The organism is Mesorhizobium waitakense, assembly GCF_056431085.1.
Genome location: NZ_JBWKME010000104.1, coordinates 1 through 20,458, shown reverse-complemented (window position 1 = coordinate 20,458; position 20,458 = coordinate 1). Strand labels below are relative to the sequence as shown.

The following is a 20,458-nucleotide window of genomic DNA, read 5'->3' as shown; positions in this document are numbered from 1 at the left end:
TCTTCTCCTTGTCGTGATTGCCGGCGACCGGCCGGCGCGGATTGGTCAGGCCGCCACCGCATTGCCGCAGGACTGGCAGATGTTGGCGTTCTCCGGCATCGGGGACCACGGCGTATCGGGCCTGCCCTGCCACCACTTGAAGCGCGCGGCGAGCTTGGTGTCGTAGTGGTTCCTGGCATAGCCGGAGCCGTTGTAGCCGCGCGCGAACGCCGCCCATTGGTGGGTGCGCAGTTCGTCGTCCAGATGCTCGGCCTTGATGAAATTGACGGCGGCTTGCAGCTGGGCCGCCTCGCCGCCGTTGACCATGTCGGTGACCATGGCCTGCACGGTGTCGTAGCCGGCGGCGATGTGGTTTTCGCCCATCACCTGGCCGATGCCCCATGAGCAGGACATCAGCGCCGCCGTCTCATCGATGGCGATCATGCGCACCAGGTCGGGATAGCTGTCGCTCGGATAGTTGCTGACCCAGCTTGTCGTGGCCAGACCAGCCGCAAGGGCGGCAGGGCGTAGCGCGGCCGGCAGGTTCTTAAAGAAATGATAGGTCTCCCGAAGCATCTTCGGCCGGCCCTGGCTGTCATAGCCGCCGCCAGACGTCTCGACGTCGAGGAAGGCATGCACCTCATCCTCGCCGACGCCGATGCCGTAGCCGATGCGCGGCAGATCGGTATCGCTCAGGCGCACGACCGTACACTTGAATGTGATGTCCATAGTTGGCCTTTCCGCCCTCGCGGGCAGCTTGTTCCGTTTCGGTTTTTGGGTATGTTGGCGCCGCCTAGAATTCGGGCGGGGAGTACAGACAGGCCCATGGGCAAAACAGTAAAAGCCGAGTCTTCAACAGCAGAGCATCGATCGGATATTGACGTTTTGCGGGCCATCGCTGTCGCTGCGGTGGTCCTGTTCCATGTCGGCTGGACCAAGATCGGCGGCGGCTTCGTTGGCGTCGACGTCTTCTTCGTAATCAGCGGATACCTGATCTCGCGCATCATCTGGAACGAGAGCGCGCTAGGCCGCTTCTCCCTGACGAACTTCTATGCCCGGCGCGCCCGCCGGCTGCTGCCGGCCCTTTTCGCGACAATCGTCGTCACCTTTGTCGTGGGCGGCTTCCTGTTCATTCCGCAGCAGTTCCAAGAGCTGTCGCGGTCCGCGATATTCTCCCTGCTTGGACTGGCCAACGTCGATTTCTGGATGCAGTCCGGCTACTTCGACTCGAGCGCGATACAAAAGCCGCTGCTGCATATCTGGACGCTGGCGGTCGAGCTGCAGTTCTATGCCTTCTGGCCCTTCCTCATTGCCCTGGCGGTCCGAAAGAGCCATCGGGTGGCGTTCGCCTTGATCGCTGCAGCCTTCGCGGCATCGCTGGCGAGCTGCCTGTGGATGATGCGCCACGATCCGACGGCAGCCTTTTTCCTCGTCCCATTCCGGGTCTGGGAGTTCGCTGCAGGCGGGCTGGTGTTTCTGGTCGAGAGGCGGCTTTCCAAGGCCTATGCCGACCCGCTCTATGTTGCAGGGCTGGCCGCGATCCTGTTTGCCGTCTTCGCCTACTCGGAGCGGACGGCTTATCCTGGCGTTGCCGCTCTCGCGCCGGTCCTGGGCGCGGCATTGATGCTGCTCGGCGGTCAAGGCCGGCTGGCAAGAATGGCTCTGTTCCGACCGGCCGTTTATCTCGGCAAGATCAGCTATTCGGTCTACCTGGTTCACTGGCCGCTGATCGTCTTCACGGTGTACAGATTTGGCGCCCTGGAAGTGTGGCAAAGCCTCGCCTTGCTGGTCGCGACTTTGCTCCTCGGCGCCGCCAGTTTCCATTTCATCGAAGTGCGCTACCGCAAGCCGCGCCCGTTGCGGCTGGTAAAGACGCTGATTTTCGCCTCCATCACCGCCGGCTTCATGGCTGCCGCTTCGCAAAGCTGGGCAACGGACGGGTGGGTGTGGCGGATGCCTCATGAGCTGCGCCAGGCCTATACTGCCTTAGGCGACCACAACATGCGCCTCTATACGTTCTCGAACGCGGATCCATTGATGGTGCCCGATTTCAAGACCCCCAAAAAGCGCCTTCTCGTCATCGGCGACTCTCAGGGGGCAGATATCATCAACCTGCTTGTAGAGTCCGGTGCGGCAAAACAATTCGAAATCGTCTATCGCAAACTCGACTGGCGTTGTGGCGTACCCCTGCTCCGTGCCGACCTGTCCGAGAGATATTGGCAATCAATAAACCCGTTCTCGGCGGCAGTTAAGCAAATCTGCGACCCTCAGTATTCAACCATCCAATCCGAACAGGCATCGATGGAGCATGCCGACATCGTGGTTGTCGCGCTGCTTTGGCAGAATTGGGCGTTTCCCTACGACCAGGCTTCGATTGACGAAATACGATCTCGAACAAAGGCTCCGGTTTACGTTGTCGGCACCAAAAGCTTCAACGGCAGCAGCCTTGATCTGCTAAACAAGCACGGCACCTTCTCAGGCATCGGTGAATATGGTTTCCGAGAGATCGACCCGCAGACGGTGAAGGTCGACACTTTCCTCAAGACGCTGTCGCACGTCACCTATATCGATCCGATGGTGGCGGTCTGCCCCAATGGCCGATGTGCAATCTTCACCAACAAGGCCGCGCCGGTCTATTGGGATCGCTTCCATTGGACGCAAGCCGGCGCGCAACTGTTAGCGGCCCGGAACGGCGCGGCCATCTTTCCTTTTCTCGCACACTGAGGCTACGGCGTGGCAACCCCGATCAGGTTGGTTGCACCGCCGTTGTTAATCGTTGGCGTCGTCACGGCGTTGTAGGAATTGCTTGCAACCGTCCAATGTGTCGCGCTCGCCTGCAAGGCAACACCAAAATCCAGATGGAAAAAAGCGTTGCCGGTAATCGTGCCGGCATTGTTAGTCCCGTTGGCGCTGATTTGAATTCCATCGCCACCGGAAACGACAGTGTTTTCAAAAATGTTGCCAATGATCGGAAACCAAACCGCGCCGGTTGCGCCAGAGCTGTTGATAAAAATTCCAGTGCGAGCGGCAGGGACTGTAAAGGTATTGCCGATAAATTGGGCGCCGGCAATATTTCCATTGATGTCTATTTGATCGTTCACAGTGTTGAACTGGCTATCCGAAACGACAAGTTGCGCGGTGCCAACGGACGTTACCGGAAGGCTGATTCCGACTAGCCCATTCGTGAAGTTCGACTGTGAAATGGTGACGCCTTGCGCACCGCTGCCATAGAGAAATCCGACTTTGTCACCGATGAAATTCGCGCGGGAAATATTCGCAACGATGGGTACGCAGGTTGGCGGGTTGCTCGCCTGATACGTCAAGCCAGTGACATGGCTGCCGCTTTCACCGAAGAAATCGACGTCCGAAATGCTGACAAACGACAAATCGTTTATGAGCAATTCATTCGACCAAAACGTTGTTGGCGAAAACGTGCCAGCGCCACGAAAAGAAAGGTCGCTGAAAAACGAGCCGAACCGGGAGCCGTTGCAATCGGCGCTGTTGATTGTCAGCGCCGAATTTGTGTTGGCAACTGTAATCCCGGTAGTGAAGTCCAGCCCTTCAACGTCAATCGTCATCTGGTTGCCGGTGTTCAAAACCATGCCGTTGACGTTGGCATTCCACAACAAATGCGTGACGCTTTTTCCCATACCGAAAATTTTGATATGATGTGTCGAGCTTGGTGTTGCGGTCGCGGTGTTGCTGAACAGATACGTTCCAACTCCGAATTTAATGCACTGGTCTGTCGCGCCAAAAGACGCCACAACACTATTCCATGCCGCGAGATTGTCTGTCACGCCATCGCCGGCACCGCCGAACGCTTCAATGCTGCGGCAACCGGCAGCAAAATGCTGCCCGCTGGCGTTCATCACATCGTCGCCAGCGGCATTGGCGAAGCCTAGATTTGTGCGCGCCGTTGCGGCGCTCGACCCGCCGGTGCCACCGTCAGCAACGGCAAGATCGGTTATGCCGGTGATCGTGCCGCCGGTGATGGCGACGGCATTCGAATTTTGTGTCGCGACGGTTCCGAGACCCGAGATGTCTCCGGTGGCCGGCTGCGCGAACGTTAGGTTGCCGCTCGTGTTGATGCCCGTGGCGAACTGGTGCGAAGGCGCAGTCGCCGAAATTACGCCGCCAAGGACCGAGACCGTGGGCGCCGGAAGCTGCGCGCCGGCAAGCGTGCCCGAATTTACTTCAGACGCATCGATGCTCTTGTTGGTGAGCGTTTGAGCATCGGTTGTTCCGGCGATGAGGCCCGACGCTGGGAAATTCATCGCCACGCCGCCGACCGTTACCGTTCCCGTGATGCTTGGTGATCCGAGAACCGGCGCGGTCAGGGTTTTGTTCGTGAGCGTCTGAATGCCCGTGGTGCCGACAAGGGCACCCGAGGGCAGGGCTTGACCGCTGTCGGCAAGGGCCGAACCGTCCGTGGTCGAGAAGGTTGGCAGATCGCCGACAACCGTCGTTGCAGGACCGGCGACGTTGCCGTTGCGGATCGGGCCAATGGTCACCCCGCCGACCTCGGCAAACATGCCGTCGGTCGTCATCCAGACATCGCCATCGACGGGAGCGTCTGGAGCGGTGCCCGGAGGCAGATTGAAGCCGGCGCTGGTCGACGTGGAGGCGGCCGCGATCAGCTTGCCCTGCATCGTGTCGCCGCTGCGATTCACCGGGACGTAGCCGAGGGCATCCTGCTTTTGCTGGAACCAGTGGTTCCACTGGCCGACCGTGGGGACCATGCCATAGGTCATTGCGGGGTCTGACGGCGCCGACTGAGCCATGGCCAGCGTTGGACTGATGACCAACGCCAGTGCGAGTGAAATGTTTTTGAGCATAGGCGATCCTTCGCCCGGGCCGAACCCGGGACGTTATGCGCGACGCGCGCGCGACCAAAAAAGGAGAGGGAGAAAGGTGGTGTGCGGACCTGCGTTACGCAGGCGCCAGATCAGGCAAATTCTTCGATGACAACTTCGCCTTTAGCGCCTGTGCCGCCGTTCGTTTGAGCGCCTGACGATTGCCCTGCAGCCCCTGAGCCACCGCCGCCTGGGCCTCCGCCAGCATTTCCGTTCGCAGTCGTTGAAACGACTGGCTTGCCGCCACCGCCCAAAATCGATCCGCCGCCACCGCCGCTGACCATATTGACCGATGCGAGCGAGATTGCCGCCAGCCCAGAATTTCCCGAGGAGTTGATCAGGTTGCCGCCGGTCGAAACGCCCCCGTCCCCTCCACGTTGGGTGGATGGATTTGTGGATGGGTTGCCGGGAGCGCCGCCGCCGCCACCAGAGATCGAGATGGCAGAGCCGAACGAAGTTGTACCGCCAGCGTTGCCGGGCACGAGGCCTACGCCGCCTGTTCCGCCGTTCCCAATGGTTATGGCGACGCCTGCAAAACCAGTAGCGAGGGCCGACTGAGCCCAGCCGCCGGAGCCGCCGCCGCCGCCTGATGCAAATTGCGTGGAACTCATGGCCGGACAGCCACCGCCGCCGCCGCCCGCGCCGACCACCATGACGCGAATGCTGTTGGTTCCAGGCGTGGGCGTGTAAGTGGCGCTGTTTGCGAAGACGCGCGTTGCGATCAGCCCGCCAGAGGTGAAGTACCGCCTCCAGCCAGCGCCGCCCGTGTCTGGATTGGTCACGCTGTTGTCGACGGTTGACAGCCACCAGACTCCGAAGGTCACGGCCGAGGCGACAATGGCACCCTTCGGATAGCCTCCAACCTGGGCTTGAAAGGCCGCATCGTAAGTGATCGGCCCCCCAACTTCCGCCCACTGCAACCACTGCGTCATCTGACGCATGATGCCGTTCATGTCCTGGCCGAACGGAGGCACGCCGCCCGAGCCGACCGGAAGGAAGTTCAGCGGCGGAAAACCGTCATCCTCGCGCCTGCCGGTGAACGCTCCAGCCACGCAGGGCAGATCAACGTCACCTCGCCGGGATCGTTCGCAAGCCGCGAATGGTATGGGCGCATCGACCGCAAGGGCGAGTTCACGCGGTCGCGGCGCTCGCCTGGACCCGAGACCTTGATTCCCGCGCTTTCGGCTCTGGCCGAGAACCCTTCGAAGGCCGGTGCCGCCCACGGCAAGCGGACCGGAAACTGCTGCTTCTGCGCCATCGAGCTCACCGACCACCGCTCCATCGATGTCGGCTACGGGCCGGTGTGCGCCAAGCGCTGGGGACTGGCGTGGGGCTGAACCCCGCGCCTTCCTCGAACTCGAACCAATCCCCTGCCACGGAGACCAAGACAATGACTTTGAGTAAAGACGAGCTTGCAGCACTGCGCTCCGCCACGGCGCGAACGGCGCTTCGCTAGCGTAGGACACAGCGGCGGTAAACGCTGACGGCTGGCGGGCACCCTTCGTCTGATTTATCATCGACATCTATGGGGATACTTCGACCGACCCAGCCAAAGTCAAAGAAGGCTTACCCGAACAGCGACCGCTACGGGGAAAACGGCCGACGTATTCACAGCGCTTATGAAAAGGCTAAATCAGCGCCTAAGCAGGACAACGATCGGCAGGCCATCTACAACAATCTCGATGAGGTGGAGGCCTCGAAAGCAGCCCGCTCCAGGCCTCGGATTTCCTACAAGCGAATAGGCTTAGCAGTGCTTGCGCTGGTCATAGCCTTGGGTGCTGCAGCGATCTTCGTCGTCAGCCGATTGCCGCACTAAACCAGTGCCATTCCGCAACCAACCCCGCCGCCGCTCGTTGACCTTCGCTGGTTGATCCCAGCACACTTCCTAACTTTGCCCGCTGCCGAAAGGTGGCGGGCTTTTTTCATTCTTGGGCTCCTGTTATGGTTTGAGCATGTTGAAGCCTCTCCTAGATCCCGATGTTGATGACGAGGCGCCTGCTCCCTCTGTTCTGACCGGCTACGACGAGGAACGCCTGCTCACCTACATTCGTGTTCTTGACGCTGCGGCCGTGACGCCGACTGGCGAGAGGTTGCCAGGATCGTTCTGCACATCGATCCTGCAAAGGAGCCGGAGCGCGCATTCCGCGCGTGGGAAACGCATCTTGCCCGAGCCCGATGGATGACGACCAACGGCTACAAGTATCTGCTGGCAGGCGGCGCGCCGCATTAGAAACCTAGCGTCTCGCTTTCCGCCACCCGGCCGCGCGTGCTTCTTCCTCGGAACAGAACCAGCGCTCGCCCTTGCCGGACGAGATCATGGTCCGGTCGTAATATTCCTGCCCGCGCATGTGATAGATGCGCTCGCCCTTTGAGCTGATGTTCCCCTTGATGTCACAGCTACTAGATCCGGAGCCCAGCAGGGACGCTACAGGCCGAGCTTGCTCGCCAGTGCGGTGCTCTGCCCGCCAATCCCAAGGCATCTCAAACGCGCCGACCCAGATCCCACGCTTTGCAGCCTGTGCCGTCGCTTGCTGTCCAGCATAGGCGCCGTCGCTGTATTTGGGCCAATCCAGCGCCATGCCGTGCTCGACCATCCAGCCGGCCACGCTGGCGCCATCAGCACGCGCGCAGTCGCCGACATAGCGACCGTACCGGTCCCATGAGACGAACGTGCATGTAACCGGCTTGGAAATCGTCAGGAAGGCATCGAGGGCCGCCGCCGACTTCGCACCGCATTGGTAGCGAAAGCCCTTGGCGTCGTCACACTGCTGGGTGGACTCTGGCGCATCGATCCCGTTGAAGCGGATGCGCTGGCCGTGGATCTCGATCGTGTCGCCGTCAATGACGGATGCGACACCTGAGATCGGGCCTGGATTGTTCATTGATCCGAGAATGGGGATGCGTTCAATATCAGAATTGCTGGCGGTGATGTAGCCGACCGCGCCAACCAGGACGACCGCTGCCAATCGAAATTGCGGATCTCGAAAGACCGAACGTCTCGCCGGTCGGCGAACCTTCTTAGGTGGATATCTTGACCAAGCCATAGGCGTCCCCCCGAACACCGCAGCCCCATCATGCCTCGCTATCGAGAGGAAGTCGAATCTCGCTACGCCGCCCGCACCTTCCCAATCAGCTTCTTAGCGATGTGCGGAACGGATCAAGCCTGCGGGACTCATGCAGCTTTCAATCTGCGGGGTGCTCTTATTCCCTGAGGCTGCTGCAGGGACACGGGGAATTTGTCCTCAGCAACGAGCTCGTCCAGCTTGCCGAGCAGTTCGCGCACGGCATCGGATTTGCAGGAATAGTAGATCGTCTGCCGATCGCGACGGGTCTCGACAAGATCGAGTGCCCTCATTTTGGCCAAGTGCTGCGACAAGGCGGATTGACCTAGCATCACCTTCTCGGCGATGGAGCCGACCGACATTTCACCGTCGATCAGATGGCTCATGATCAACAGCCGTTTCTCATTGCCCATCACAAATAGAAATTCCGCGACATATTTTGCGTGGGCTGTAAGCCGCCTCGAAATCATCAATTCTTTTCTCAATCCGACAGTGGTTCCAGCTAGAACGGCCCGGAGGGTCACCTTGACGGGGAGGTGGCGGCCTCGGCCCCAGACGTTAGACAGGAGCCTTCAACGGTTATGATGCCCCGCCTTTTCGAGGTGTAACGCGCAAGATCAGATGGCAGCGGCGGCCCTTCTCCGGGATAAGACGGGATAAAGCGGGACTGGCCGCGCGAAGCCATTGATTGGGCTACACAAACCGCGATCCGGCTGGACCGGAACGGCGGGCCGCAACGCGACACCGCCGCGCAACTTCATTTGGCACCAAATCGATTTAAACGAGCGGCAACGCAGCCGCTCTGCCGCGCCAGCGCCAAAAGGCCGGCAATCGGCTAAGTCCTGTTGAAAAAAGAACAATTCGGCGCGCGGAATGCCGGAAAGCAGGCCAAAACGCGGCGCAAACTCCGAAACGAACTCTGACTTCGCGCAAAAGTTCGCAGACATGGAAAAACGCCCGCCACCAAACGGCGGCAAGCGCATGAAAATACTTCGTTTTCCGTTCTAGCAAACGGACAAAATGCGGCCGCCAAACTTTTGCGAACTCTGACGCGAACTCCGAACGCGAGCGGCACGCAAAAGAGGCCGCGAATGCGACCCCTTTAACGCGCAGAACCTACTGCCTGGCCAAGCAGGGCGAAAGCCGAGATGCACGACTGTCCACAGATAAGCAGCCCCGCCAAGGCGGGCATGCCGCACAGCAGCCGCGTGCAGCTAAAGGGAACAGCCGATAAACGACCGAAATAGGACGGGAGACAGCGACCGATGGGCGAGCAGCGTACAAAACTCGACCTTATACCGGAGCCCGGAATACCGGCGCTGCAAAGGGCGTTCGATAGGCTCAAAGGCAAGCGGTCGACAACACTGCAAATCCTGAATGACTTGAATGCGGACCTCGCCGCACTGGGAATTCCACCGACCACGCAAGCTCCCTTCTATCGATGGGCACTGACCGTTCGCAAAGGCTGGAAAGAAAGACCCACTACTACGGAAGGCGGGCACCCCAGGCCAGCGCCGCTGGAACTTGTCCGCACGTTCCTCGCTGGCCTGCCGGGATCGACTGCCAGCATCGCTGCCGCCTTGCGCGCGATCGCCGACGAGATCGACCCAAAGCCTCCGGAATGAGTGCAACATTTGCACTCAAATCGAATTGGCGCTATATGTCGCGCCGGAGCTTCAAAACTCTGCGAGAGGTCGAGCGCCTCTAAGGCCGGCTTGGAAAACAGTGCAAAGTCTGCACCCAATTCAAAACCCGCGCTTGAACGGCGCTTTTTTTATGCCCGGAAGATTGAGTGCAAACTTTGCACTATTTTCTTTCGGGAGCGGTCGCAGCATCCACGCGACCGGGGGACCAGGGCGTATGTCCAAGGCTTCGGCCTAAAGGTCTTGGTGCCGTCTCGCGCGGTTTTGAACCCCCGGTTTTCCCGCTTCAAAACGGGTTCCTGCCGGCCATTCAAAAAACGCGAGACCGACACATGACCTCTAATATCCAAAGCCCGCTCGAAGCCTTCGAGCAGACCATTCAGGCCAATCGCGCGCTGAACTGGATGATCTTCTGCACTCACCTCCAGGGCGACAGCCTCGCCCCCGTGCAGGACGGCATCCACACGCTGCTCGAAAGCCAGACCGACATCCTCGAAAGCATCGCCGCGAAGTGGCGGGCAGATGAGGCAGCGAAGATCGCCCGCGACGACCAAGAGGCGGAGGCACTACACCGTCAATCCGAAAAGCTTGCGGCTCCGCTAGCCGGCTTCGAAGAGCCGCCGACTGCGACAGACCTTCGCAACCAGTTCATCGCCGACAAGATGCGCGAAGGCGTCGAACTCGGCCACATCGCCGAGGCCGTGAATATGAGGCGGACGGCAGTCGAAAAGATCGTGGCGCAGATGCTCGGTACCGACGTGCGCGCTGCGCCGTCGAGTGTCGGCAAAGCCGTCAACGAATAGGCGTCACCCATGAAAAAGTGGCTGACCGCCCGCCGGCAACGCGCCGCGATGAAAGCGTGGCTATTTTACGATCTTTGGCAGCGTCTGCGCTGATCTCAGAAAGGGCGTGGCTTTAAAGCCGCGCCCTTTCGCTATCCGCAACCAACACAAGGTCAATGCGTCATGAGTACCGAGTTCCAATTGACGGTTCACGTTCCCGCCGACGAGTGGGCATACAACCAGCGCCGGCTTTCCTACCTCGAAACCCTCCTGCTCTGCCTCGCGCGTGACGAGGCCCAAATTCAGGAGTGGTTCAACGCTGCCGAACTGGCGACGCTCCGCTTGCCGGGGCTGCCAGCGAAAGCCGCTGGCGTCTCGCGCAAGGCGCGGGCCGACCGCTGGCGTATCCGCCACGTTGGCAGATACCGGCTCTATCACGTCACGAGCCTGCCGCCGCGCGCCTTCGATACCCTGATCTCGCGGCTGCTCGATCTGCCGGACTTCGATGATCCCGAGACGATCGCCACGCCGTTGGTCAGCCTGACAGCCCCGCCCGCCGTGCTGCCGACAGAGCAGACGAAAACCGCACCGCCGTGGGTGCTGCCCCTCATGCGGCTAATGCGCGGTGCAGCAAAGGGCGATCTGTTCCGGGCATGGCGCGATCTGCCCAAGCATCTGCCAAAGGGCATGTTGCTGCCCACGGCCGACGAGGCCGCGACGATCCTTGTTGAGCTTGGCTTGTCATCGGAGAAGATGGCCAACTGGAGCGAGCACTAGGAAAACGGACGCGGCCCTTGGGAAAAAAGGGCCGCGCCGCCCTGTTCGTTTTAAAAGCCATCCAAGGCGGGGATTTGCATCCAATTCGAACTATGGAATGATGCCGGTTTCCACCGTCATTTCCCTCTTTCTGCCCACCGCCCGCATTAGCGGGCATGGCGGCCCGTCATGGCGGGCGCATAGTGCTGGCCATAATCCCAAAACGGATATGGCGATGATGGAAGACACACTCTCAAGCGATCTGCTGGAGTTGCTCGGCGAGGCTGACTTCATACTCTTCGTAGAGAACTTTGCGGGTTGCCGGGTGTCCATCCGGGTCCACGCCACAGCCCACTACCATGACAACAATATCGGCATCCAGGCCCCCCGCGAAAAGGTGGACCATGTTGCCGAAGCTGTTGGCTTCGAGATCGCTCAAAAACTAATGACGGTTTATGGCGGGACGCAAATTCGCTGCCCGCTTGCGCGAGAATTACGCGCAAAGCACTACCGCAAAGCAGGTCTATCTAACGCTAAAATTGCCGTCCGACTTGGGATGACCGAGACCGGCGTCGATAGGATGTTCCAACGCTTGAAAAGCACGAAGCTAAGGAGGCTGGCGGCGAACCATAACACGCCTAAAGCGGCCAACGATGACATGCCAAAACGCCGGCTGATCCGTGCAGCGGGCGACGAATGACCCGCGAATTGCCCCTGAAATCGGTTTTGAACGGCCTAGGACGCGCGCGGGCGCTTTCCGCGCGGCAGTCGGTCATCCGAAGCCCCGCAACATGCGCTGGCGGCCTTCCCTGCGAATTCGAGGTTGCCGCCTAATGGCCCTCAACCTCGCACTCGTCATTTCGGGCGATGCCGCAGGCGCCAAGGGCGCCGTGCAGGAGACGGCGGCTGGCGTTCGCGAGCTTGGCGCCGAGGCCGGCCGTACCTCGGCGGCGATGACGGCAGCTAACGACCAGGCGATCGCATCCTCCGGCCGTGTCACCCAGGCGCTGGCCACGCAGGTTGCCGCCCAGCGTCAGCTGCAGGGGTCGATCCAGTCAATGATCGCGGCAGCACAGCCAACCGGCGACGCGGGGTACCGGCAGCGCGCGGCTGACATCGACGCCTTCGGTGCGGTGCTGGACAGGACCAGGGCGCGCTACGATCCTCTGTTTGCGGCGCAGATGCGGCACAAAGCGGCTGTTGAAGACATCGACCGGGCCGAGCGCACCGGGGCGATTTCCGCCTCGTTGGCGACCGAGGCCCGGTTGAAAGAGACGGCTGCGCTGAACAGCCATGTCAGCGCGCTGAACGGTGTTGCCGCAGCACAAAAGAACGCTGCGCAAGCCATGGTCAATCGGGTCACGATCGTTCCGGACCGAGGGGCTGATATCGCCGCCTACGGCGCCGAGCTCGACGGGCTCAGGTCTCGCTACGATCCTCTGTTCGTCGCGCAACAGAGATATGCAGCAGAGATTGAAACCATTAGCCAGGCCGAGCGCACCGGGGCGATTTCCGCCTCGTTGGCGACCGAGGCCCGGTTGAAAGAGACGGCTGCGCTGAACAGCCAGGTCAGCGCGCTGAACGGTGTTGCCGCAGCGCAAAAGAACGCAGCGCAAGCCATGGTCAATCGGGTCACGATCGTTCCGGACCGAGGGGCTGATGTCGAGGCCTATGGCAAGTCCCTGGACGCGCTGCGCGCCCGCTTCAATCCGATCTATGCGGAGATCGCCCGGTACAAGGCCGCCGTGCTGGAGGCCCGCGACGCGGAGCGCCTCGGGGCGATTTCGAGCGACGAAATGACAGCTGCCATCGGCCGGCAGCGGCAGGCGACCCTGGCGAACGTCGCCGCGATCAAGACCCGGCAGGCCACGCCGGCGGCGAACGGCAACTCCAGGCTTTCGGGCTTCCAGCTGCAAAACCTCTCATTCCAGGCCAACGACGTCGCGACCATGATGCTGATGGGGGCGCCGATGTCCCAGATCGCCGCGTCGCAGGGCGGTCAGATCTTCCAGTCGCTGCAGATGGGCGAAGGCGGCGTCAAGGGCTCGCTCTCAGCGATCAAGGGAAGCGCCGCCGCCGCAGGCAGCGCATTGGTGGGAGTGCTCGGCACGACCGGTCTTATCGCGACCGGCTTTGGTCTCGCCGCTGTGGCAGCGGGTGCGTTCTACCTGCTTACCCGTGAGAAGGCGAAAGACCTCCAGGATGCAACCGAGGCGCAGCGTCAAGCCGTCACGGACCTCGCGAAGGCCTACGGCGATGTGGGCATCAAGGCGGATGACTTCTATCAGAAGTCGATCATCGCGTCTGAGTCGGCGGCACGCCGGACGACGGCCGACTTGCAGAAATCGTCTGGGGTCGCAAATGTTAGCGCGTTTTCCGACCTAATCAACCCGTTCGCCGCTGGTCAGGGCTTCATCACTGCACGAGATCAATTCTCGGCGTTCAATGAACCCATCCAGAGAATAGTCAGGGAGGCCCATAATGGCCGTCCGGACTTTGACGCGTTCGAGAAGTCGATCTCCAGCGTCGTCGCGCAAAACCCAGGCTTGCAGACCACGGCTGATAAAATTCTCGGCATCGTTTTAGCCGCGACGGCCGCTGCATCGCAGCTTGGCAAAAGCGCCGACTATATCAAGGATATCAACCGCTCATCTGTCGGCAATTTCGATCGGACCCAGCAGGCCGGACGCGACCAGTCCGTCATGAGCCAGCGATTTGGCGATGATCCATTCGCGGCGCAGCGCGAGCAGCAGCGCCAGAAGGAAATCGCCCTTACGGAGGCCCAGAACCGGCGAGCGGCGGCACTAAGCGAGTGCATTGAGAACCAGAAACTAGATCTTTCGGGAGCATTGTCATCATGAGCGCAACGTGGGCGGTGAAGGTCGAGGACGGCGTTATCCTTTTCAGTGATCGCGCGATCTACGACAACCAATATGTGCTCCGCGATTTAAAGCAGAAGGTCGTGACGGCAAGAGTTCCTTTGGCCGTCGCAACTCGTGGCTCTGAACGTTGGAGCGAACTAGTATCCAGCACGATCATTGAGTGGGCCGACGAGGCCGGAGTTGACGAGGCAATTGCGACTTTCGCGGAATGCGGCGGGCGCATTTATGAGTACGATGCAGACCTCAATAACGAGCTTGAAGTGTTGATTGGATGCGTGTCGCCAACCAGAGGACCGCAGCTTCTTATTTGGCGGAACAGGCCCAACAAACTGATAGGCGTCGGCGGCCATTTTGAAGGCTATACAGCTTTCGGCGTGCTCGAGGACGCCGGGTCTCAATTTGTCGGCGCGTCGACCAACGGAACGCCTCTACCAGCCACTCGCAAGCAACAGCCAGGCGAGCACGTGGTTTCCTATGTGTCCTACCTTGGCAGAACGCTCATGGACCATTGGCGCCGGGTGCTGTTGCCACCGGGGGGGTGGGACGCTCCTGGCACCGTGGCGAAGTATGTCGTTGGTGGTGGGGTCGATATGACAATCGTCAACTCGAACGGCTGCGAAGTCCGGCCGATAGTTGACTGGCACGACAAGATCGGCGAGCGGATCAATCCGTTCTCCGAGGACGGAACGGTCACACCAATCGCCCACGCCAAACCGGCCAGACAGCGCGAACTCGCCTTGAAAGCGATGCGCATGAAAGCAAGAGGCCGGCGATGAACGAGCGTCCAGACCCAAACCAGTACGTCCCGATCGGCGACTATCGCAAGGCCGTGACCGAGGCGGACACGCTGCGCCTGGGCATCCTGAAGATGGCCAGCGTGATGAGGGAATTCGCTGCCAGGCTATGCGCCGGCAACACCAATCTGTCGGCGCTGGAAATCGAACTCTGCTCGCAAATGGGCATCAACACCAACGACTTCACCAAGGCGAAAGCCGAACTGACACCGGAGCACTGAATATGCTTGTAAACGCCACCAATTTAAGCGCCCTTTTCGCTGGCTTCAAAACCGCTTTCAACCAGGGTTTCACGGCCCTGACGCCAGCCTATAAGTCGATTGCGATGGTCATTCCGTCCACGACCCGTGAGGAGCAATATGGCTGGCTCGGCCAGTTCCCGAAGATGACGGAATGGCTCGGCCAGCGTGTCGTCCAGAACCTCAGCGCTCACGGTTTCACGATCAAGAACCGCGACTTCCAGCAAACGATCTCCGTTCAGCGCAACGACATTCAGGACGATCGCTTCGGCATCTATGCGCCGATGTTCACCGAGTTGGGGCGCTCGGCAACCGAGCTGCCGGACGAACTGGTGTTCGGGCTGCTCGCTGCCGGCTTCACCGGCGTGTGTTACGATGGCCAGTATTTTTTCGATACCGATCATCCGGTGCTTGCGGCCGATGGCACCCCGTCCAGTGTTTCAAACAGCCAGGGCGGCGCTGGCGAAGCTTGGTTTCTGCTCGACACCAGCCGGGCGATCAAGCCGCTGCTCTACCAGGAGCGCATGCCGTTGGGCAATCTGATCTCCAAGGACAAGGAGACCGACGACAACGTGTTTTTCAACAAGGAGTATCTGTACGGCAGCGACGGGCGATGCAACGCCGGCTACGGCCTTTGGCAGCTCGCCTACGCTTCGAAACAGCCGCTGACGGCCGAAAACTACGAGGCAGCGCGGGCGGCGATGATGACCCAGCTGGGCGATGCCGGCCGGCCTTTGAACGTGAAGCCTGACACGCTGGTTTGCGGGCCGAACAACGAAGGCGCTGCCATGCGGCTGCTGAACAACGGTTCTCGTATCGTGCTTGCTGGCGCCGACGATTTGCCGGTGGCGGTGCAGAACGAATGGGCAAATACGGCAAAGCCTCTGATCACTCAGTGGCTGAACGCCGCATAGGGACCTTGGATGCCGGGCGTTGGCGCGCGGCTTCAAGATGGCCGGCTGCCCCCTTTCTTGCAAGGATCGGGGGGCGGCCGGGGACCAATGGCGGAGTTGTCCATGACTACCGGCCTTGGCAACGCGCCCCGGCGCTCTGGACTTAGGAGTTTGGACAGAGCGGCCGGGGCAACTTTTTCGAATTAGAAAGGTTTTGTGTTGATGGGACCCACGAAGATGCCACCGACAATGATCGACGTGACGCAGCTCACGGACGGCGAAACCGAGAGCTTGTTTCAGACCTATGAGGAGCTGGTCGAGATCATGCGGGAAGCCAACAACACGCTGGTTTCGAAGCTGGTGGCTGCTCCCGGCTTGCCGGCAGCGCATGCCAAGATCATCAACGACTGGTCTTTGTTCCACAATGGGCTTTTCGAACTCCATGCTGTCCAGCTGGAGAAGGCCGCAGCGCGCGCGCGGTGCCATTGATGGCCGAAGGCATCCAAATACGGCAAGTCGACAAACTTTCCAAGATTTGCGAGGCAGCATGATCCCCGGTATTGGAGGAACCATAGGCGGCTTTGAGCAGTCCGCTGGCGGCGGGGGTGGCGACCCGAGAATAGCACTGACCTGAACGGGCCTTTTGCGCGCCGAGTTAGTGCCAAATGAAGTTGCGCGGAGGTGCCAAGTGATTTTGCGCGCTACACGAGGCCGGAAATTACGCGATCACGTAATGAATATTCACTTTTGCTAAAATATTCCACGCAAGCCGGCTCCGCGAATCATCCCGCCCATGGCAATTCATTAGCATCGCAACAAATATCGACCATGCTCTGGTTCTCACCGCCGGTTCCCGTTCGAACGAAGCGCGTTGGCGTAACGCGCGAGGTGAACAACGTCGACGCCGCCGCGGAAGAATTGCTGACCTGGGAAAAGCGCAACGGCACATGGCGTGTTCCGGTCGAAATGTGCGTGGCGGCGATTGAAGGAACGGCGACACCCGATGACGTCAGGGAGGCATTTCTGGCTGCGGCGAAGGCTTGTGGGATGCTGCGGCGGCGATGATCCGGGAGCGGCTGTCTCTGGAATTCAGCATTCAGTAGAACTTTAGATAATTCTAAATTACTTTGAGTTGGCGGCCGACGTCGCCCCCGATGTCGGCTGAAGATCGGTATCCGATCGGCCCGCGTCCTCCGCCAGAGGCGCGGGCTTTCCGGCCTACCCGGCTCAGAGACAACCTAAAGCCCGCTTGAATGAGGCGCGCCGCCAAGCGGGTTTTGAAGATCCCGCCGCGCCCGAGCCCAGGCCTTTCCAGACGCCCATTCTTGCGAAAAAGTAAGGATCTGGACGCCGAACTCTTGGTCGTTTCACGCGTTGACTCTTGCGTCGCCCTTCTGGCCGACGAAACAAACAAGGGAGTGAGAATCGTCATGAACATCAAATCTATTTGCTTAGGTGCACTGGCCGCCTCGGCCGTATTGGCGGGCGTAGCGCTTGCCGGAGCTCTCGACGAGCCCAAGATGATGGGCCCCTTCTTTACGGATGCAAGCATGAAAACGATGAAGTCCGATGCCGAAATGAAGGCTGCCTGGACAGCCATGTCGAAGGACGATCAGGGCATGATGATGAAAGAGTGCAACGACGCGGCGATGAGCAAGCCTCATGCCCAGTTCTGCGAAAAGCTTAAGGCGCTGGGTGGCTCGAAATAGGAAATAGGAACCGACCCAATCAAATGGGTGGAGCAAAAGACGCGACCCCACCGATCCGATGGCCCGCTGGCCCTGTGTCACCCCCCGCAGCGGGCCTAAGGTACCGGCGAATTTCAGCGCTCGCTAACGGAACCGAAACGCTAAAAGTTTATTGAATCGCGTTCTGTGTGGCGTGGGTTGCGTATGGGCAAGACGGTCGATCGGCTTTCGTTCATTCCTCCGATGATGCCGACCCTGGTGGAGAAGCCTCCCGAGGGCAAGGATTGGATTCACGAAGTCAAGTTCGATGGGTACCGCTCGCAGCTCGTCATCGATGCAGGCGGGACCCGCATCTTCACTCGTCGCGGTCTGGACTGGACATCGAAGTATCGCGACCTCGCAAAGGTCGGCGCGGAACTCGATGTAGAGGAAGCCATCATCGACGGCGAGATCATCGTGTTGAACGATGCCGGCCTGTCCGATTTCGGAGCGCTACGCAAAGCAATTATCCGGCGCCAGCATGACCTTTATTTCGTCGCCTTCGACCTCCTGCACGTCAACGGTTTTGACATCCGCGATATGCCTCTGATCGATCGCCGCGAGATACTGGCCAAGATGATCCCGGACGGCGCCCGAATCCAATTCAGCCAGGCGCTGCCCGGTGATGCTGCCAGCATTTTCCATCTGGTCGACAACGCCGGCCTTGAAGGCCTGGTTTCGAAGCGCAGCGACAGCAAATACCGAAGCGGCCCGACGACAAATTGGCTCAAGGCAAAAAGCTACGCCATCGGCGACTTCGATCTGCTCGGCGTCGAGCGAGAGCCAGGTAAGCCGGCATTCGCTCTCATGGCAGAGCGAGGCACAGGGCGGTATGTCGGCTCGGCATTCATCACCTTGAACCGGGAGATGCGGGAACGCCTCTGGAAGCGTGTCCAGGGCCATGCAGGGCCGGCGCCAAAGGGCATGAAGCGACCGGCGACGCAATGGGTCAAACCGGGCCTTATCGGGCGCGTGAAGCACTTGGGCGGCGAAGAGGATCTGCGGCACGCTTCCTTGCAGGATTTCCGGGAAGAATGAGCAAACGGGGAAGTGATTTGTGTTGCTGGTCATCGAAATGACGGTGGACGCGAAACGGGCGGCTGCCACCCAAGGCATTCCCGAACGAGAGATCGATGAAGAAATTGGAACAATCTACAAATTCATCATGCAAGGGCTGCGCTAGGCCGTCGTTCTGAAGGATGCTGCTTAGTGCGCCGACCAGCGAACAAATTGGGACTCGTAGCAGGCCATGCATAGGCGTATCATTTCAACTGTCGTCCGCATCCAATAGAGGCAGGCGGACGCTTGAGGGTTCTCCAAGCTCTTGCCCACACACCGGGTGTTGAGATGGACGAAGAGGCGCCAAAAGGCGCCATATCGGCCTTTGACTGCGACATCATTCGCAGTGCCTTCAGGACATTGGTGCTCGAGCAGGGCCTTCCTGAAGACGAGTGGCAGGCGCACGCCGCACAGTTGATCCGCGACTTCACCGGCAGCGAAGAGATTGATCCTGAATTGCTGGAATGGATCACGCGGAAGTAGCTCTGGCGCTGTGTGCGCTCAAAGAGAGTTTCCCTGAACGATGCGGAACTTTGTTGTCGAGATGGACGTTTTCCCGGCATCAGCCAGGAAGCCTGACAAATGGCCGACGATCCTAACAACAAGCTACAATCGACAGACGGTCACGCTGTCCGGCGATTGATGAAAGAAACCGGCATCACAGAGCAGCAGGCTCTCGATTTGGTCACGCTCCTCGGCGCAAGCAATTGGCCTCGCTCGTTCGAGAGGCGCGGCTAATGATCGACACGCGTCACAATTCAAACTGATGCACTACGAGCATTCTTGCGCAGCCTCACGCCAGGACCGGAACTTCCAACTGATCACCGAGTTTTAGTAGCCGAGGGCGAAACAGAAATTCATGGAGAATGTTATGAAAATGTACATTTCGAGTGCGGCGGCTGCGTTCATTCTGTTGAGCGGCATCGGTGCAGCGGTAGCAGAAGATGTCGTCGTTGTTCAGCCTGAGCAGGAAACGGTCATCCGCGAGTACGTCAAGAAGCAGCCGTTGGCGTCGATCAGCCTGCTCGGGGTTGAACTCAAGATCGGCTCGCCGGTCCCGGACAAAGTTGAACTGCGCGAGGTGCCCAACGTCAAATACCGCGTAGCGGTAATCAATGACCAGACTGTTCTGATTGATCCCAAAACTCATAAAATCGTCGCGGTCCTGCACTGAGTCTCAGCCGAGGACGCCGCGCCCAGTCACCCTCGGTGGCGGGCTCTTTTGATCTGGAACCATTCAAGTTCGGTCGATTCGGATGAGCACGCGCGGCGCCAACTTCCTTCATCAGTGGATCAGTGACAATCTCGATGAAATCGGCGACGCCGACGAAACCACCATTGCCGAAATGGTCATGAAGCTCTTCGCTGATGCGAAAGCGATGGGTAGCAGCCATGTGGAATTGGAAGAGGACAGCGGCAGCGCCTACGAGGTGCTCCGCGAAGCTATGACGGAGCGACCGAGTGAGGCACCAGAATAGCGCGCGTTGATCTTGCCGCACGGGAAGCAATAGAGCCAGGACGCCTAGCGCGGCCATCAGGAGGCCGGCGGCCGGCGATCATATCATTGTGCCGGTAGCGCCAGACCGCGCTGGCGAGGATGACGGCGATGTAGAGCGGGCCCCATCCACTTTTTATCGCTTTGAGCCAGGTGCTCCGCCGGAGACAAAGCGGACCGCTGCCAGGGCCAACCGCTCTAAGGCTTGTTGAGATTCAGGATTCCGCCTGAGATTGGATTGTGATTCAAGCTTTGGATGGAACGATTCGTGCTGACGGACGCCCAATGGGCGAA

Annotated in this window: 25 protein-coding genes and 1 pseudogene; 20 read left to right on the top strand and 6 right to left on the bottom strand. The window is 59.9% G+C overall.

The genetic code is table 11. From position 1 onward, the window contains the following. Positions 1-45 precede the first annotated feature (45 nt). The gene (locus AC07FD_RS22800) at positions 46-681 is read right to left on the bottom strand and encodes an N-acetylmuramidase family protein (protein ID WP_478351648.1); all 636 of its coding nucleotides are present in this window, start codon (positions 679-681) and stop codon (positions 46-48) included. Here AC07FD_RS22800 and AC07FD_RS22795 point away from each other — a divergent pair. Continuing rightward, positions 613-2,703: an acyltransferase family protein gene (locus AC07FD_RS22795; RefSeq protein ID WP_478351647.1), complete on the top strand. Its 2,091-nt coding sequence runs from the start codon at positions 613-615 to the stop codon at positions 2,701-2,703. The two genes, AC07FD_RS22800 and AC07FD_RS22795, sit on opposite strands and share 69 nt — an antisense overlap. 2 nt (positions 2,704-2,705) lie before the next feature. Here AC07FD_RS22795 and AC07FD_RS22790 read toward each other — a convergent pair whose 3' ends face one another. Continuing rightward, entirely contained in the window at positions 2,706-4,814 is a 2,109-nt protein-coding gene (locus AC07FD_RS22790) for a beta strand repeat-containing protein (protein WP_478351646.1), read from the bottom strand. A 110-nt stretch (positions 4,815-4,924) separates the two neighbouring features. Further along, entirely contained in the window at positions 4,925-5,785 is an 861-nt protein-coding gene (locus tag AC07FD_RS22785; RefSeq protein ID WP_478351645.1) for a glycine-rich domain-containing protein, read from the bottom strand. A 213-nt stretch (positions 5,786-5,998) separates the two neighbouring features. Here AC07FD_RS22785 and AC07FD_RS22780 point away from each other — a divergent pair, with 213 nt between their 5' ends. Next, complete coding sequence (locus AC07FD_RS22780; RefSeq protein WP_478351644.1) at positions 5,999-6,169, top strand: DUF6011 domain-containing protein; 171 nt, start codon at positions 5,999-6,001, stop codon at positions 6,167-6,169. Positions 6,170-6,784: 615 nt separating this feature from the next. After that, positions 6,785-7,062: pseudogene (locus tag AC07FD_RS22775) on the top strand (DNA -binding domain-containing protein). A gap of 4 nt (positions 7,063-7,066) precedes the next feature. Here the strand turns inward: AC07FD_RS22775 and AC07FD_RS22770 are convergent. The 3 genes from AC07FD_RS22770 to AC07FD_RS22760 form a co-directional block, all read right to left on the bottom strand. Continuing rightward, positions 7,067-7,798 carry a thermonuclease family protein gene (locus AC07FD_RS22770; protein WP_478351643.1) on the bottom strand — a complete coding sequence of 244 codons (732 nt, stop codon included), beginning with the start codon at positions 7,796-7,798 and terminating at the stop codon, positions 7,067-7,069. Positions 7,799-8,004: 206 nt separating this feature from the next. Continuing rightward, positions 8,005-8,364 (bottom strand): ArsR/SmtB family transcription factor, encoded by a 360-nt coding sequence (locus AC07FD_RS22765; protein ID WP_478351672.1) that lies wholly within the window; start codon positions 8,362-8,364, stop codon positions 8,005-8,007. 147 nt (positions 8,365-8,511) lie between these two features. Beyond that, positions 8,512-8,877, bottom strand: coding sequence for a hypothetical protein (locus AC07FD_RS22760; RefSeq protein ID WP_478351642.1), 366 nt, complete (start codon positions 8,875-8,877; stop codon positions 8,512-8,514). A gap of 282 nt (positions 8,878-9,159) precedes the next feature. Between AC07FD_RS22760 and AC07FD_RS22755 the strand changes: the two genes are divergently transcribed. The 17 genes from AC07FD_RS22755 to AC07FD_RS22675 all read left to right on the top strand — a co-directional run bounded on the left by AC07FD_RS22755 (position 9,160) and on the right by AC07FD_RS22675 (position 20,147). Then, positions 9,160-9,519 carry a hypothetical protein gene (locus AC07FD_RS22755; RefSeq protein ID WP_478351641.1) on the top strand — a complete coding sequence of 120 codons (360 nt, stop codon included), beginning with the start codon at positions 9,160-9,162 and terminating at the stop codon, positions 9,517-9,519. Positions 9,520-9,869: 350 nt separating this feature from the next. After that, positions 9,870-10,340, top strand: a complete 471-nt coding sequence (locus AC07FD_RS22750) for a hypothetical protein (RefSeq protein WP_478351640.1) — start codon at positions 9,870-9,872, stop codon at positions 10,338-10,340. A gap of 180 nt (positions 10,341-10,520) precedes the next feature. Continuing rightward, positions 10,521-11,096: a MerR family transcriptional regulator gene (locus tag AC07FD_RS22745; RefSeq protein ID WP_478351639.1), complete on the top strand. Its 576-nt coding sequence runs from the start codon at positions 10,521-10,523 to the stop codon at positions 11,094-11,096. A 97-nt stretch (positions 11,097-11,193) separates the two neighbouring features. Further along, positions 11,194-11,775, top strand: coding sequence for a hypothetical protein (locus tag AC07FD_RS22740; RefSeq protein ID WP_478351638.1), 582 nt, complete (start codon positions 11,194-11,196; stop codon positions 11,773-11,775). Positions 11,776-11,908: 133 nt separating this feature from the next. Beyond that, complete coding sequence (locus tag AC07FD_RS22735) at positions 11,909-13,936, top strand: hypothetical protein (protein WP_478351637.1); 2,028 nt, start codon at positions 11,909-11,911, stop codon at positions 13,934-13,936. Further along, the gene (locus AC07FD_RS22730) at positions 13,933-14,733 is read left to right on the top strand and encodes a hypothetical protein (protein WP_478351636.1); all 801 of its coding nucleotides are present in this window, start codon (positions 13,933-13,935) and stop codon (positions 14,731-14,733) included. The genes AC07FD_RS22735 and AC07FD_RS22730 overlap by 4 nt, the downstream gene beginning before the upstream one ends. After that, on the top strand, positions 14,730-14,972 hold the full coding sequence (locus AC07FD_RS22725; RefSeq protein WP_478351635.1) for a hypothetical protein: 243 nt from the start codon (positions 14,730-14,732) through the stop codon (positions 14,970-14,972). Before AC07FD_RS22730 ends, AC07FD_RS22725 begins: the two co-directional genes overlap by 4 nt. A gap of 2 nt (positions 14,973-14,974) precedes the next feature. Next, positions 14,975-15,904, top strand: coding sequence for a Mu-like prophage major head subunit gpT family protein (locus AC07FD_RS22720; RefSeq protein WP_478351634.1), 930 nt, complete (start codon positions 14,975-14,977; stop codon positions 15,902-15,904). A 216-nt stretch (positions 15,905-16,120) separates the two neighbouring features. Then, positions 16,121-16,372, top strand: coding sequence for a hypothetical protein (locus AC07FD_RS22715; RefSeq protein ID WP_478351633.1), 252 nt, complete (start codon positions 16,121-16,123; stop codon positions 16,370-16,372). 192 nt (positions 16,373-16,564) lie between these two features. Beyond that, the gene (locus AC07FD_RS22710) at positions 16,565-16,948 is read left to right on the top strand and encodes a DUF982 domain-containing protein (protein WP_478351632.1); all 384 of its coding nucleotides are present in this window, start codon (positions 16,565-16,567) and stop codon (positions 16,946-16,948) included. Positions 16,949-17,313: 365 nt separating this feature from the next. Next, on the top strand, positions 17,314-17,592 hold the full coding sequence (locus AC07FD_RS22705) for a hypothetical protein (protein WP_478351631.1): 279 nt from the start codon (positions 17,314-17,316) through the stop codon (positions 17,590-17,592). A gap of 183 nt (positions 17,593-17,775) precedes the next feature. After that, on the top strand, positions 17,776-18,648 hold the full coding sequence (locus tag AC07FD_RS22700) for an ATP-dependent DNA ligase (protein WP_478351630.1): 873 nt from the start codon (positions 17,776-17,778) through the stop codon (positions 18,646-18,648). Positions 18,649-18,667: 19 nt separating this feature from the next. Then, entirely contained in the window at positions 18,668-18,793 is a 126-nt protein-coding gene (locus tag AC07FD_RS22695) for a hypothetical protein (protein WP_478351629.1), read from the top strand. A 164-nt stretch (positions 18,794-18,957) separates the two neighbouring features. Next, positions 18,958-19,152, top strand: coding sequence for a hypothetical protein (locus tag AC07FD_RS22690; protein WP_478351628.1), 195 nt, complete (start codon positions 18,958-18,960; stop codon positions 19,150-19,152). 99 nt (positions 19,153-19,251) lie between these two features. After that, on the top strand, positions 19,252-19,407 hold the full coding sequence (locus AC07FD_RS22685; protein WP_478351627.1) for a hypothetical protein: 156 nt from the start codon (positions 19,252-19,254) through the stop codon (positions 19,405-19,407). A 133-nt stretch (positions 19,408-19,540) separates the two neighbouring features. Next, on the top strand, positions 19,541-19,843 hold the full coding sequence (locus AC07FD_RS22680) for a DUF1236 domain-containing protein (protein ID WP_478351626.1): 303 nt from the start codon (positions 19,541-19,543) through the stop codon (positions 19,841-19,843). An 82-nt stretch (positions 19,844-19,925) separates the two neighbouring features. Beyond that, positions 19,926-20,147 carry a DUF768 domain-containing protein gene (locus AC07FD_RS22675; protein WP_478351625.1) on the top strand — a complete coding sequence of 74 codons (222 nt, stop codon included), beginning with the start codon at positions 19,926-19,928 and terminating at the stop codon, positions 20,145-20,147. The last annotated feature ends 311 nt before the right edge of the window (positions 20,148-20,458 follow it).